Below are 13,184 nucleotides of genomic sequence, written 5' to 3'. Positions count from 1 at the left end.
TTACTATGTATATTAGTTGTCCTAATTGTCAAACAAAATTTATTGTCTCAAATAATCAAATAGGTATTAACGGACGACGTGTTAAATGCTCTAAATGTAGGCATATCTGGTATCAAAAATTAGATTATAATACCAGTAAATTAAGTGATTTTGATGAAGATAAATTTGAAGCCGTTAAAACACCTGTTAAAAATGGATATGGTAATCAATTTTCTGCAAACGTACCAGTGATTTTGCCATATATTCCACCTAAGCGAAAATATAATGTTTTTCCATTGTTATGGACTAGCTTCATAATTTTTTGTTTAGCTATATTACTACTAGATAGCTTTAAATCCTTAAGTAAGTATGATGAGCTAAAAATAGAGGAAATTAAATTAGGAAGTTCGCATAATGCTGGTACTATAAAAATGTTTTATAAAATATCTAATAACTCTGATTATTTGATATCTAATCCTTTAATTAAAGTTAGGGCGATGGATGGTAATAATAGAGCTCTAGATGAATATATATCTGTTACAAAACTCAAAGCAAAAATCCCTCCAAAGCAAGATACGTATGTAGAAATGGAAATCAAAGGGCTTCCAGCTGCTTCAAAATATATTGATGTTACTGTAGGAAATAGGCTTGGGTTGTTATTAAAATAGATTTATCATTGCAAGGAAAAATTGAAAATTTTGACGAAGCAATCCAGTAAAATGCATAGCATTTTTATTATTTTTTCTGGCTTCCCACCACAAAGGAATGACACAGAATGCTTTTATGTTACCTAACTAAATTTACCTGAGCCAGGGTTGCTATAGTGGCTGTTTCAGCTCTTAAAATATTCTTTCCTAAACTTATAGAATATGCATTCTTATATGAGGCAAGTAAAGCAATCTCGTCATTGGTAAATCCGCCTTCTGGTCCAATAACAATCGAAATATCGGTAATATTTTTGTTAAGTTTTAATATAGAATTCTCTTCTTTCTCATGTTCGTTTGCATATAAAACAAAATTATTAGTTCTTTTTAGATAATCTTGGATAGAAATAGTAGGCCCTATTACAGGAGGATTTAACCGCTCAGATTGTTCTGTCGCTTCAATAACGCATTTCGTCAAACGTTCAATATTTACAAAACTTACGCTATGTTTGATATAATTCCTATAAATTAAAGGATATTATAAAGTGATGCACTGTAAAAACATAGCTTTGTAGTAAGGGTTTTTAGCATATTTGCTATAACATAGCGTAAGTTTTGTTTACTGATCTAAATTGATATCTTTCAGTAATTAAAGGAACAATTTTAGTGACCCCAAGCTGCGTAGCCATATTTATTGCAAGCATTAACTTATCTTGTTTTATTATAGCTATAACAAGTGTTAAGAAAGGTTCGGCACAAGCTTTCCTTAAACATTCTTGAATGGTAATAGTAAGGTTATTTTTATCTAGTTTAGTAATCTGTGCAAGGAACTCTCCATCCGTGCCATTAAAAACCCGAAATTGATCATTTAACCTAAGACGTAATACAGTTTTAATATAATGGGTGTGATCACTTCCTAATGCTAACTTGATATTTTCAGCTAGATGGTTATTAATATAGATACGATTAAATTTCATAAATTGATATCATGGATAATAAAAAAGATAATATATTAGAAGAAGAAAATTTGCCAAAAGAAAAAGAAATGCCAAAAGAAATTGGCGGGACTAAAGGTCTAGAGCCAACAAGATATGGTGATTGGCAGCATAAGGGTAAAGTAACCGATTTTTAGTTGAATCTAGTTCCTAAGCATATAGTACCGGAAAGTTTTAAAAAAATGTTATATTTTATTCAGGTGTAGGTAATCTTATATGTCATTCTTAGCTAGAAGCGGGAATCCAGAAAAATAAAAGTAGCAAGTTTCTAAAATTAAAAGCTCGATTTATCTCGCTTTACCCTAGATTCCCGCCTATGCGGGAATGACAACGAGGGCGTTTTTTGATCCATATAGGCAATGCCGCCATGGGGGAAGATTATCAGCAAAAGACAACGTCAAATAAAACGAGTATATATTAGTCTCTTCTGTTGCCTAAAAATCTTATTAGATATAAGAAAAGATTTATGAAGTCTAGATATAATGTAAAAGCTGCCATAATAGAAAGCTTTTGTCCTGTTTCATCATTTCCTGCCATGTAATACATAGATTTAATTTTTTGAGTATCCCAAGCAATTAAACCCATAAATACAACTATTCCTATGAGAGAAGTAGCAAAAGCAAGACCTGAACTTTTTAGGAACATATTAACTAATGAAGCAATTATAAGACCTATAAGACCCATTGCACAAAATGATCCAAAAGATGTTAAATCTCTACTTGTGCTATAGCCATATAAGCTCATTGCTCCAAAAACAGAAGCACAAATAAAGAAAGTACGAGCTATTGACTCACCAGTATAGACAAGAGCTAAATATGCAAGAGACATACCAGTTAAAGCAGCATAAACCCAAAATAATATTTGTGCTGTTTGCAAGTTCATACGCCCAAATCCCATAAAGAAATATAAAGCGATACCAAGAGGAGCAAACATTATAAGCGTTCCAAAGCCTGTTTGAAACATTAAATTATATAAAGGCTCAACTGATATAGTTGTTACTGCAGCTACGCCGGTTAGTAATAATGCTAAAGCCATATAATTATATACTTTAAGCATATATTTTCTTAACCCTTCATCAAAAGTTTTGTTTTTAGATGATGAAGCTGTCAAAGTTTTTGTATAATCGATCATAAGAAACCTTAAGATTATGTTTATATAGTATAAATATAGTCCTTTAAATGGGCTTTTTCAAGTGATAATTAATTAAATTTTTATAAAAATCAAGCATAGAATATAAACCAGCTTGTTTATCTTGTAGCCAGATTGCCGCCCTTATTGCCCCATCGGCAAAAGAATTTTTGTTAAGAGCTTCATGCTTCAAAGTGATAGTTTCATCATCGCCTAGAAAAAATATTTCATGAGTTCCGTGTACATTACCGCCACGAAGCGAAGAAATACCAATTTCATTATTTCTTCTTGTTTTATTAACTCTGTTAAATGTTATATTTAGTTCTTTTTCAGTTGTAATCATTTCAGCAAGCATAATAGCAGTGCCTGAAGGAGTATCTTTTTTAGCACGATGATGAGATTCTAAAATTTCGATATCGTAATCGTCCAATATTTTTGTTGCTTCTTTTGCTAAATAACCGAGTAAATTAGCACCTATACTCATATTGGCAGAATATAAAATAGGTAAGGTTTTTGCTGCTTTTTCTAAAAATTTAAACTGTGATGAAGTAAAGCCGGTAGTTCCAATTACTAATTTGGTATCATATTTTAAAGCACTATCAACCAATTTTTCTAATATTTCAGGAGTAGAAAAATCAATTACTATGTCAGAATTTTTACATAAATTATTTAGTTCGTCTAAATCATGGGTGCTATTAAATTTTGCTGAGATTTTACAATCTTTAAAATTAGCTATTCTCTCTAAAATAGTTTTGCCCATTTTACCGGTAGCACCGCTAAGACCTATATTTATAGTCATATTAATTTTATGTAAGATTTATGATTATATATTAAAGGTTTTGAGTCGCTTTTAATAGCAGTATTTATTACTTCCCCAACAAAAATTATATGATCACCACCATCATAAGTAGCATGTTTTAGGCATTCTATATGACAAATAGCTCCATTTATTAACGGACAAGAAGTAGCAGAACCAAGCTCATAGGAAATTGCTGCAAATTTATCAGTATGCGACCTAGCAAAATGTCCTGAGATATCAATTTGGTTTTCTGCTAAAATACTAATGGCAAATTTACTACTTTTTTCAAAACCTTTTATGCTAAAAGAATTTTTATTAAGACAAAATAATATTAATGGCGGTTTTAAAGATACAGAAGTAAAAGAACTAGCAGTAAAGCCAAAAAATTTATTATTTAAATTAGTAGTTATGATTGTTACTCCAGCAGGAAAACAGCTCATAGCATTTTTAAATTGATTTTCTGTTACTGTCCCAGCCATTTTTTCATAATTTTATTGATAGTACCATCTTTTTTCAATGAATCTATTGCTTCATTAATTTCTTTAATTAACCCTGAATGTTTAGACAAGCCTAAAGCAAATTCCGAAGAAAATTCCTCTAAAGTATAGCTTGCTAAATTTAGATTTGCTTCTTGTAACTTTTTATTTTGAAACTCTTCAGAAATAATAGCATCTACGACTTTAGCTTTTAATTCTTCAACTAACATTAAACTATTTGCTAAGGAATGAACTTTAATATTCATTGTTTTAGAAAGCTCTTCAGCTTTTTTTTCTAATATACTACCTAATTGCACACCGATTATTTTGTTATCTAAATCACCAATACTTTGTATATTGTCCTCTAACCTGTATAATACAGCAAATTTTGCTGTAGCATAATTATCGGAAAAGCTGATATATTCCGCACGTTCTGGTGTTACTGAAAGTTCTGCAACTGCAATATCGATATTTTCGCTTACTAAAGCTGCTAACAACCCATTAAAGTCAAAGTTTTTTATGATAATCTTTTTATTTAGACGCTCACCTATTGCCTTAATAATATCTATATCGATGCCAACAATTTCACCATCTTGAATAAACTCATAGGGTGGGTTATCTGCTGAAGTCCCGACAATTAAGGTTGCTTCTTGCTCCTTTTTTTCACAAGAAACTAATAATAAAGATAAAAAAAGTACTTTAAAAAATTTCATAAAAAGTAATAAAAGTAATCCCCGCCGCAAGCAGCGGGGTATTTTAGAAGAAAGCTAGCTGATGATCCTCATGCAGTTTCTGATATTCCTTGCCTTGGTTTTTTACGTATTTTCCTATCATATTCTCATTTCCATGCTTACCTACCGTACTCGTAAAATATCCATCAGTCCAAAATTCTCCACCCCATAATTGTTTCTTTACCTGTGGACACTGTCTAAATATTTGACGAGCTGTAACACTTTTAATTGTTGTTACTATTTTTGTTACGCTATAGGTTGGTACAGATTGTACCAAAAAATGGACATGATCTTCATCAACCCCTATTTCTAAAAATTTTATTTGATATCTCTTTTCTATCTCTAAACATATTTCTCGTAATACTTGATCAACTGATACGTCAAACACTGCTCGGCGATATTTTGCTGGAAATACCATGTGATACAGCAGTACCGTAACATTATGACTTTTATGTATATATTTGCTCATTCCGCCATATTACGCCGCAAGCGGCGGGGAATATACCCAAAAGAGATTAAAATTGAATGTTTTTTATCGTGTATCCTGTCATTGCGAGGAGCGTAGCGAAGAAGCAATCTCAGAAAGCCTTATTAGATTGCCGTGCTCCTTGCAGTCGCTCGCATGACTCTAACCCAGCTTCTCTTTTAAGAGCTGATTCACAAGCCCAGGGTTTGCTTTATCGCCAGTTTTCTTCATCACCTGACCAACAAAAAAGCCAAATAATTTATCTTTACCACTTCTATATCCTTCAACCGAATCAGGATTTTCGCTTATTACTTTATCAATTACAGCATTTAGCACATTAGAGTCTGAAACTTGTACTAGCCCTTGCTCTTCTACAATTTTATCAGCTGCTTTACCGGTTTCAAACATAGTTTCGAAAACAGTTTTAGCAATTTTACCGGATATGGTATTATCTTCTATCAATTTGATTAATTTTGCAAAATCGTTAGGCGTAATTTTACACTCGCTTATTTCGGCTGATGCTTTGTTAAGCTGTCCGAATAATTCATTAATTAACCAATTAGCAAGCAATTTAGGATCACATTTATTCGCTGCTTCTTCAAAATATTTAGCAGCTGACTCATCAGCTACAATTACTTCAGCATCATATTTGCTTAAACCGAATTTGGTTATGTATTTCACTATTTTCTGATCCGGCAACTCAGGTAAACTTTCTTTTAATTCATTTATTAATTCATCAGAAAGAATAACCGGCAATAAATCAGGATCAGGGAAATAGCGGTAATCAGCTGCTTCTTCTTTCGAACGCATCGTTTTTGTCTCACCGCTATCGGCATTAAATAAGCGTGTTTCTTGGATTACAGATTCACCATTTTCAATCAAATCTACTTGCCTTTTAGCTTCAAACTCTATAGCTCTGACAATATTACGAATTGAGTTAATATTCTTAATCTCGCATCTTGTTCCAAGTGGTTCACCTGTACGTCTTACTGATACATTAGCATCACAACGCATAGAACCTTTTTCCATATCCCCATCACAGCTACCAACATAACGAAGCAAGCTTCTTAGCTTTTTAACAAACTCTGCTGCTTCATCGGGTGAAGATATATCAGGTTCAGTTACGATTTCCATAAGCCCAATACCTGCACGGTTTAAATCTATAAAGCTATAATGCGGTGATTGATTATGCATAGACTTACCAGCATCTTGCTCTAGATGCAAGCGATTAATACGGATAGTTTTCAGCTCACCAGTACTTGTTGGTATTTCCATAGTACCATCCTGCACTATCGGATAATAAAACTGAGAGATCTGGTAACCTTGCGGCAGATCGGCATAAAAATAATTCTTACGATCAAATACAGAATACTTATTTACCTTTGCCTTAAGCCCAAGACCTGTTTTAATCGCTTGATGAACACAATACTCATTAAGTACTGGTAGCATACCTGGCATTGCCGCATCAACGTAAGATACTTGTGAATTTGGGCTTGCTGCAAATGTTGTACCGCTGTCTGAAAAAAGCTTAGATTTTGAGGAAATTTGAGCATGAATTTCAAGCCCAATTACATATTCCCATTTTCCGCTACTACCTTCAATATATGCCATAATTAAAATCCTTTCGGCTCAAATTTAATATGTTTACCACCTGACTCTATGGCAGATGCTACTCTTAAAACATTATATTCATCTAATTGCTTACCTATAACTTGCATACCAAGTGGTAGCCCTCTATTTGACAAGCCTGCCGGCACTGAAACACAAGGCAGCCCTGCTAAACTTGCAGGAATGGTAAATAAATCATTTAAATACATAATAGTTGGATCATTTTGTTTTTCACCGATTCTAAATGCTTCTGTTGGAGCGGATGGCAGTAAAATAGCATCTACTTTTGCAAAAGCATTATTAAAATCATCAGCAACAAGCCTACGCACTTTTTGTGCTTTTAAATAATATGCATCCATAAAGCTAGAAGAAAGTACATAAGTCCCGATCATAATGCGACGTTTTACTTCATCACCAAAACCGGACGATCTTGTTATTTCATACATCTCGTCTAGGCTCATATTTTCTTTCTCTACTCTAAGCCCATATCTTACGCCGTCATATCTAGATAAGTTTGAAGAAGCTTCAGCAGGTGCTATAACATAATAGACAGCCACACCATATTTAGCATGTGGCAGAGAAATATCAACTATCTCAGCACCAGCATTCTTAAGCAGCTCTATAGTAGAGTGCCACATCTTCATAATATCAGGTTCGATAATTCCACCCTCTCCAAGACTTAGAGGTACACCTATTTTCATGCCTTTTATAGAACTTCCGATAGCTGGTTGTAGCTGCGGCACTTCCGCCTTAATAGAAGTAGAATCTCTTTCATCAAAACCCATCATAGATTCAAGCATAATAGTGCTATCTAAAACGCTTCGGGTAAATATACCAGCCTGATCAAGAGAGCTTGCAAACGATACCATACCATATCTTGAGCAGCGTCCATATGTAGGCTTGAACCCAACTAAACCAGTAAAGCTTGCCGGTTGACGCACTGAACCACCCGTATCACTACCAAGAGCAGCTGTAGCCATAAAGCCGCTTACTGCCGCAGCTGATCCGCCTGATGAACCGCCAGGCACTAGATCAGCACCATCATCTAAAGCTTTCCATGGGCTAATTACATTACCAAAACAGCTAGTAGTATTTGCCGATCCCATAGCGAACTCGTCCATATTGGTTTTACCGAGCATTACCCCGCCTTTATTAAAAATATTCTGCGTAACACCTGATTCATAATTAGGAATAAACTCTCTTAATATATTAGAACAAGCAGTTGTTCTAATCCCTTTTGTACAAAAAAGATCTTTAGCAGCGAAAGGTATCCCCTCAAGAGTTCTCGGCTGATTCTTGGCATAATTTTGATCAGCCGCTTCTGCTTGTTTTAAAGCTAAATCAAAAGTCTCTGTAACATAAGCATTTAGGTTTTTATGTTTTTCTATTTGCTTAATATGAGCATTAACTAATTCTTTACTGGTAAATTCTTTATTCTTTAAGCCTTTTAGGCTATCTGCTACACTTAACTTATTTAATTCCGTCATATTATTCAACAACCTTTGGAGTAATAAAATATTTCACTTCTTTAGCAAGCTGCCGGCTAGCACCTTGAACATTATCAAATAATTCATTTGAATGGTCTTTGCTTGTAACTTCATCAGGTCGCATTCTTGCTTGCATGTCACAAACAGAAGTTAAAGGCTTAACATCGGTGCAATCTATTTCATTTAGAATATCGATCATATCCATTATGGAGCTAAGCCTGCTAGAGAACTCCTCTACCTTATCTTCCTCAAATTTAAGCCTTGCAAGCTTTGCTATTTTCTTTACTTCTTCTTTTGTAATCATAATTTATTTTGCTTTCTTATATTTTAGTCTCTAATTGTCATTTAATAATTACGTTATTTCCGTACAGTATAATATCAAGTTCAGGTAGGCGAAGATCAACTTCAAAAAGAGCAAGGAATCCACAAGTGCAAGGAACGGAGCGTAGATAAACTACGTGAGTACCGCGCAGTACTTGTAGGATGACATAGCCAATTTTTGAAGTTGATCGAGACTACACAGTCATTATTTCTTGCTCTTTCTGCTTTATCGCCGAATCAACTTTGTTACTATATTCATCAGTTAGTTTTTGTACCTGTTCTGCTAAACTATGATGTTCATCTTTTGCTATAATATTATCCTTTTCCATTTTTTTAAGTTCCTCATTTCCGTCTCTTCTAATATTACGTAATGAAATTTTAGTATCTTCACCATATTTATGAGCAAGTTTTGCAAGCTCTTTACGTCTTTCTTCCGTTAAAGCTGGTATAGGTAGTCTAATTAATTGCCCATCTGATGATGGAGTTAAGCCAAGATTTGCTACTGTAATTGCTTTTTCTACTGATGATACCATAGATTTATCCCAGACCTGCACGTTAATTGTTCGTGCATCTGGAGTTGTCAGAGATGCAACTTGTGAGAGTGGCATTCTATCGCCATAAGCTTCTACAGTTACGCTATCAAGTAAATTAACTGAAGCTCTGCCGGTACGAAGCCCTTTAAGCTCATAATCTAGAACCTTTAAAGCTTTATCCATTTTTTCTTGTAAATTTTTTTTAAGAGTTACTTTATCCATAATTTTTCATCCATGTGTTATTATTTTGGTGTATAAAAGTGGCAGTATTGCTCCACCATTGTCATTCCCGCGTAGGCGGGAATCTAGGAAAAAAGTCTAAATATAGCAATTTTTTTAAAATATAAAAGCTCGATTTATCTAGCTTTATGCTGGATTCCCGCCTATGCGGGAATGACATAGAAGACATTTTCCGAGCCATGCAAACAACCCGTTACTGCTAGGAATGACATAGGAACAATATACTACTCCCCCTCTATCAATGTATATTCCCCTTGATCTTGAACCGCTTTAGCAATGTTACCTTGTTCTCTTATTGAAAATACCATTATAGGTAACTTATTTTCTCTTGCAATGGCTATAGCTGCTAAATCCATAACTTGCAGGTTGTTAGTTATAACATCTTTATAGTTAATAGTGAAATATTTTTTAGCATTCGGATTTTTTTTCGGATCAGAATCATATACACCATCAACTTGCGTTGCTTTTAGCAAAACATCGCAATTCATTTCTATTGCACGAAGTACTGCTGCACTATCGGTTGTACAAAACGGATTACCAGTGCCACCAGCAAAAATTACTACTCGACCTTTTTCCATATGTCTTTTAGCTCTGCGACGAATATATGGCTCGCATACACTCATCATTGGAATAGCTGATAAAACTCTTGTATAGATGTTTAGGCTTTCCATAACATTTTGCAGTGTTAAAGTATTAATAACTGTTGCGAGCATACCTATATAATCAGCTGATGCTCGATCCATACCAACTAATGCTGCATTAATCCCTCGATAAATATTTCCGCCACCAACTACGATGGCAACTTCTACACCTAAAACAATAAGCTCTTTAATGTCTTCAGCAATCTTTTTTATTGTATTATAATCATGACCAAATTGCTTATCACCCATTAAAGCTTCACCTGAAACTTTCAACAAAACCCGTTTATATTTTAAATTTGATGTCATACCCTCACAATTCTTTTAATTTCTTTAACCATTTTACCATTGTGTAAATCATCAATCGATGATTTATCGAGTGCATGCACTAATAACATATTATTATTTATGTCTAATGTTACTGTACCAGGAGTTAAAGTAATTGAGTTACCATATATTATTTCACCGATATCTTTTAATCCTTCTGCATCAACCCATTCAAAAACTGGTTCTACAACTATATTTCTTTGCCAAATTATTTTAATAACTGAGAAAGCTGACTTGCATATTTCCCAAAATAACCAAGGAAAATATAATATAATTGAAATTTTAGTGAACATTAGTGTTTCCTGATAGCTTGATATTTGAAGTAAAAGGGATTAGCAGCATTATAAGTATAAATAATAACGCTATCATATTAAATATATTATTTATTGCAATTACAAATGCATCTGTATTTAGTTTATTAGCCAATAACAAATATGAGGCTTTTTCTGGATTAAATACTTTTCCGCTTAATAATGCGGTATATGAATCTATTTGCTCCATTGCCATTATAGAAGTGGAGGGAATATTTTCTGATAGATATTGCATAAAAATTTTAGTATCATTAGTTAGTATAGTACTAATTACTGCTAGTCCTACCGCTCCTCCAAGGTTACGAGTGAGGTTATAAAGACCGCTTGCATTGCCTACTTTTTCCCTTGGCATATTACCAAGAGCAATATTATTAGTTGGTATGAAGCAAAACATTAAGGAAAGTCCCCTAACGAATTGTGGTAATACAAATTCAGCAAATTTAGAATCAGGTGTGAGAAAGCTATTTAAGTGACATCCAAGTGCAAAGCCCCCAAGTCCTATAATCAACATTAGCCGTAAGTCTACGCCCGCTCCTAACATTCTTCCAGCTAATGGTGCTGATAAAAATTGTGCTATTCCTGTTACCATCATAGTAGCACCAATTTGCAACGTATCATAACCTGCTATGGTAAATAAGAATAATGGTAATATATATACTGCTCCATATAATCCTATACCCATAACAAAAGAATAGAGACAGCCAAACGTAAAATCTTTATAGAGAAATGTTTTTAAATCTAAAATCGGGTTTATAAAAGTTAATTCTCTGATTATTAGTAAAATAAAGCCTAAAGCTACAGCAAAACTTAAAAATAATATTAAATTATCCTCAAGCCAGCCTTTTTTATTACCTTCCTCTAAAACATATTGTAGTAAACCAAGAGTCAAAGCCATAATTGCTATGCCAAGGAAATCAAAATTTTTAAGTAAATTATAATTTGGTTTATCAAAATTCCCATATAAAAAAACTACGCTGCATACAAAAATACCAGGTATGACATTTAGCAAAAACATAAAATGCCATGATAAAATTTCTGTAATATATCCTCCAAGTGTTGGACCTAAAGTTGGTGCTACTGTTACAACAAGCCCAATTAATATAGTAATTTTAGGACGTTGTGATGGCGGAAAAATTATAAAAACAGTACTAAAAACTGTTGGTATCATAGCACCACCAAAAAATCCTTGTAATGCTCTAAAGATAATCATTGACTCAATGTTCGTTGCAAGTGAGCATAATACACTCATAATCGTAAAGCCAAGAGCTGCAATAAAGTAAGAAATCCTAGTGGAAAGTAATCTTGCTAAAAATCCCGTAATCGGAATTATGATAACTTCAGCTATTAAATAAGATGTTTGAACCCAAGAAAGCTCATCACTTGAAGCCGCAAGTCCTGCTGCTATTACGGATAATGAGCTTGCAACAATTTGGATATCAAGCACTGACATAAACATACCGACAACCATACCAAAAAAAGCAAATAATTGTTGCTTAGAAAGAGGAGGGGTAGCTTGAGAATTATCGTTTGACATAATTAAATAATATAGTTTAACTAAATTATATTATAAATTATCATTAACGTATAAGGAATTTTCAAAAATTTACTTTAAAAATTAAATTAACTAGTAACATGCAAATATATTGATTTAGATTTCTTTTGATTCTATAAGTGGAACTTCTATCCATACACCATCATCAAAATCATCTTCATCATCCCACTAATCAGTAAAATTTTTATCTATAAGAAATGTATTAAATATTTCGGTTGTTTCATTTACTTGTCTAAAAATATTTTTTAAATCTCTTTTGGGTATATTCCCCGCCGCTTGCGGCGTAATATGGCGGAATGAGCAAATATATACATAAAAGTCATAATGTTACGGTACTGCTGTATCACATGGTATTTCCAGCAAAATATCGCCGAGCAGTGTTTGACGTATCAGTTGATCAAGTATTACGAGAAATATGTTTAGAGATAGAAAAGAGATATCAAATAAAATTTTTAGAAATAGGGGTTGATGAAGATCATGTCCATTTTTTGGTACAATCTGTACCAACCTATAGCGTAACAAAAATAGTAACAACAATTAAAAGTGTTACAGCTCGTCAAATATTTAGACAGTGTCCACAGGTAAAGAAACAATTATGGGGTGGAGAATTTTGGACTGATGGATATTTTACGAGTACGGTAGGTAAGCATGGAAATGAGAATATGATAGGAAAATACGTAAAAAACCAAGGCAAGGAATATCAGAAACTGCATGAGGATCATCAGCTAGCTTTCTTCTAAAATACCCCGCTGCTTGCGGCGGGGATTACTTTTATTTAATGGAGGATACACTATTTCTATTAAGTGTGAGTCATCATGCGAGAAGATATTATATTTAAATTTATGTTCATTTAATGATTTAAATATCTTATAGCAATTTAAAATAAAAAGATCTGTATATTCTTCTATTATAATATCAGATAATTTAATCATTTTCCTTTCATCTAATG

General features: G+C 33.3%; 16 protein-coding genes and 3 pseudogenes. 4 read left to right on the top strand and 15 right to left on the bottom strand.

Annotated features, from left to right (window positions below; genetic code table 11):
• Positions 1–5: 5 nt before the first annotated feature.
• Positions 6–647 carry an MJ0042-type zinc finger domain-containing protein gene (locus AAGD55_RS05330; protein ID WP_341792525.1) on the top strand — a complete coding sequence of 214 codons (642 nt, stop codon included), beginning with the start codon at positions 6–8 and terminating at the stop codon, positions 645–647.
• A gap of 118 nt (positions 648–765) precedes the next feature.
• On the opposite strand, the pseudogene AAGD55_RS05325 reads toward AAGD55_RS05330, so the two are convergent.
• Together AAGD55_RS05325 and AAGD55_RS05320 are read right to left on the bottom strand one after the other, a co-directional pair.
• Positions 766–1,113: pseudogene (locus tag AAGD55_RS05325) on the bottom strand (RsmE family RNA methyltransferase); the annotation flags it as partial.
• Between the two features lie 130 nt (positions 1,114–1,243).
• Positions 1,244–1,600, bottom strand: a pseudogene (locus tag AAGD55_RS05320) (RsmE family RNA methyltransferase); the annotation flags it as partial.
• A 29-nt stretch (positions 1,601–1,629) separates the two neighbouring features.
• Here AAGD55_RS05320 and AAGD55_RS05315 point away from each other — a divergent pair.
• Positions 1,630–1,755, top strand: a pseudogene (locus AAGD55_RS05315) (DUF1674 domain-containing protein); the annotation flags it as partial.
• Between the two features lie 280 nt (positions 1,756–2,035).
• Here the strand turns inward: AAGD55_RS05315 and AAGD55_RS05310 are convergent.
• Genes AAGD55_RS05310 through tnpA (AAGD55_RS05290) form a run of 5 tightly spaced genes read right to left on the bottom strand, consistent with a single transcriptional unit; the run spans position 2,036 to position 5,221 of the window.
• The gene (locus tag AAGD55_RS05310) at positions 2,036–2,749 is read right to left on the bottom strand and encodes a Bax inhibitor-1/YccA family protein (RefSeq protein ID WP_341792380.1); all 714 of its coding nucleotides are present in this window, start codon (positions 2,747–2,749) and stop codon (positions 2,036–2,038) included.
• A gap of 43 nt (positions 2,750–2,792) precedes the next feature.
• Positions 2,793–3,545, bottom strand: coding sequence for a 4-hydroxy-tetrahydrodipicolinate reductase (gene dapB, locus AAGD55_RS05305; protein ID WP_341792379.1), 753 nt, complete (start codon positions 3,543–3,545; stop codon positions 2,793–2,795).
• Positions 3,542–4,024, bottom strand: a complete 483-nt coding sequence (locus tag AAGD55_RS05300) for a flavin reductase family protein (RefSeq protein ID WP_341792378.1) — start codon at positions 4,022–4,024, stop codon at positions 3,542–3,544. Before AAGD55_RS05300 ends, dapB begins: the two co-directional genes overlap by 4 nt.
• Positions 4,009–4,734 carry an ABC transporter substrate-binding protein gene (locus tag AAGD55_RS05295; protein ID WP_341792377.1) on the bottom strand — a complete coding sequence of 242 codons (726 nt, stop codon included), beginning with the start codon at positions 4,732–4,734 and terminating at the stop codon, positions 4,009–4,011. The genes AAGD55_RS05300 and AAGD55_RS05295 overlap by 16 nt, the downstream gene beginning before the upstream one ends.
• A 43-nt stretch (positions 4,735–4,777) precedes the next feature.
• Complete coding sequence (gene tnpA / locus AAGD55_RS05290; protein ID WP_341790826.1) at positions 4,778–5,221, bottom strand: IS200/IS605 family transposase; 444 nt, start codon at positions 5,219–5,221, stop codon at positions 4,778–4,780.
• Here tnpA (AAGD55_RS05290) and AAGD55_RS05285 point away from each other — a divergent pair.
• Entirely contained in the window at positions 5,214–5,378 is a 165-nt protein-coding gene (locus AAGD55_RS05285; RefSeq protein ID WP_341792376.1) for a hypothetical protein, read from the top strand. The two genes, tnpA (AAGD55_RS05290) and AAGD55_RS05285, sit on opposite strands and share 8 nt — an antisense overlap.
• 2 nt (positions 5,379–5,380) lie before the next feature.
• Here the strand turns inward: AAGD55_RS05285 and gatB are convergent, their stop codons facing one another.
• The 7 genes from gatB to AAGD55_RS05250 form a co-directional block, all read right to left on the bottom strand.
• On the bottom strand, positions 5,381–6,829 hold the full coding sequence (gene gatB / locus AAGD55_RS05280) for an Asp-tRNA(Asn)/Glu-tRNA(Gln) amidotransferase subunit GatB (protein WP_341792375.1): 1,449 nt from the start codon (positions 6,827–6,829) through the stop codon (positions 5,381–5,383).
• A 2-nt stretch (positions 6,830–6,831) separates the two neighbouring features.
• The gene (gene gatA / locus AAGD55_RS05275) at positions 6,832–8,313 is read right to left on the bottom strand and encodes an Asp-tRNA(Asn)/Glu-tRNA(Gln) amidotransferase subunit GatA (RefSeq protein WP_341792374.1); all 1,482 of its coding nucleotides are present in this window, start codon (positions 8,311–8,313) and stop codon (positions 6,832–6,834) included.
• Between the two features lies 1 nt (position 8,314).
• Positions 8,315–8,617, bottom strand: a complete 303-nt coding sequence (gene gatC / locus AAGD55_RS05270) for an Asp-tRNA(Asn)/Glu-tRNA(Gln) amidotransferase subunit GatC (RefSeq protein ID WP_341788358.1) — start codon at positions 8,615–8,617, stop codon at positions 8,315–8,317.
• A gap of 211 nt (positions 8,618–8,828) precedes the next feature.
• Positions 8,829–9,389: a ribosome recycling factor gene (gene frr / locus AAGD55_RS05265; protein ID WP_341792373.1), complete on the bottom strand. Its 561-nt coding sequence runs from the start codon at positions 9,387–9,389 to the stop codon at positions 8,829–8,831.
• 242 nt (positions 9,390–9,631) lie between these two features.
• Entirely contained in the window at positions 9,632–10,354 is a 723-nt protein-coding gene (pyrH, locus tag AAGD55_RS05260; protein ID WP_341792372.1) for a UMP kinase, read from the bottom strand.
• Positions 10,351–10,665 carry a monovalent cation/H+ antiporter subunit E gene (locus AAGD55_RS05255; protein WP_341792371.1) on the bottom strand — a complete coding sequence of 105 codons (315 nt, stop codon included), beginning with the start codon at positions 10,663–10,665 and terminating at the stop codon, positions 10,351–10,353. The genes pyrH and AAGD55_RS05255 overlap by 4 nt, the downstream gene beginning before the upstream one ends.
• A complete protein-coding gene (locus AAGD55_RS05250) occupies positions 10,655–12,217 on the bottom strand; it encodes a DHA2 family efflux MFS transporter permease subunit (RefSeq protein ID WP_341792370.1) in 1,563 nt (520 codons plus the stop codon). The genes AAGD55_RS05255 and AAGD55_RS05250 overlap by 11 nt, the downstream gene beginning before the upstream one ends.
• Before the next feature lie 314 nt (positions 12,218–12,531).
• On the opposite strand from AAGD55_RS05250, the gene tnpA (AAGD55_RS05245) reads away from it, so the two are divergent.
• A complete protein-coding gene (tnpA, locus tag AAGD55_RS05245; protein WP_341790826.1) occupies positions 12,532–12,975 on the top strand; it encodes an IS200/IS605 family transposase in 444 nt (147 codons plus the stop codon).
• On the opposite strand, the gene AAGD55_RS05240 is transcribed toward tnpA (AAGD55_RS05245), so the two are convergent.
• Complete coding sequence (locus tag AAGD55_RS05240; RefSeq protein WP_341792369.1) at positions 12,961–13,167, bottom strand: hypothetical protein; 207 nt, start codon at positions 13,165–13,167, stop codon at positions 12,961–12,963. The two genes, tnpA (AAGD55_RS05245) and AAGD55_RS05240, sit on opposite strands and share 15 nt — an antisense overlap.
• Positions 13,168–13,184 lie beyond the last annotated feature (17 nt).

Source organism: Rickettsia endosymbiont of Gonocerus acuteangulatus, from assembly GCF_964026435.1.
In the GTDB taxonomy this organism is placed as follows: Bacteria; Pseudomonadota; Alphaproteobacteria; order Rickettsiales; family Rickettsiaceae; genus Rickettsia.
The sequence above is the reverse complement of the archived record's forward strand: the minus strand, read 5'-3'. Positions and strand labels throughout refer to the sequence as shown.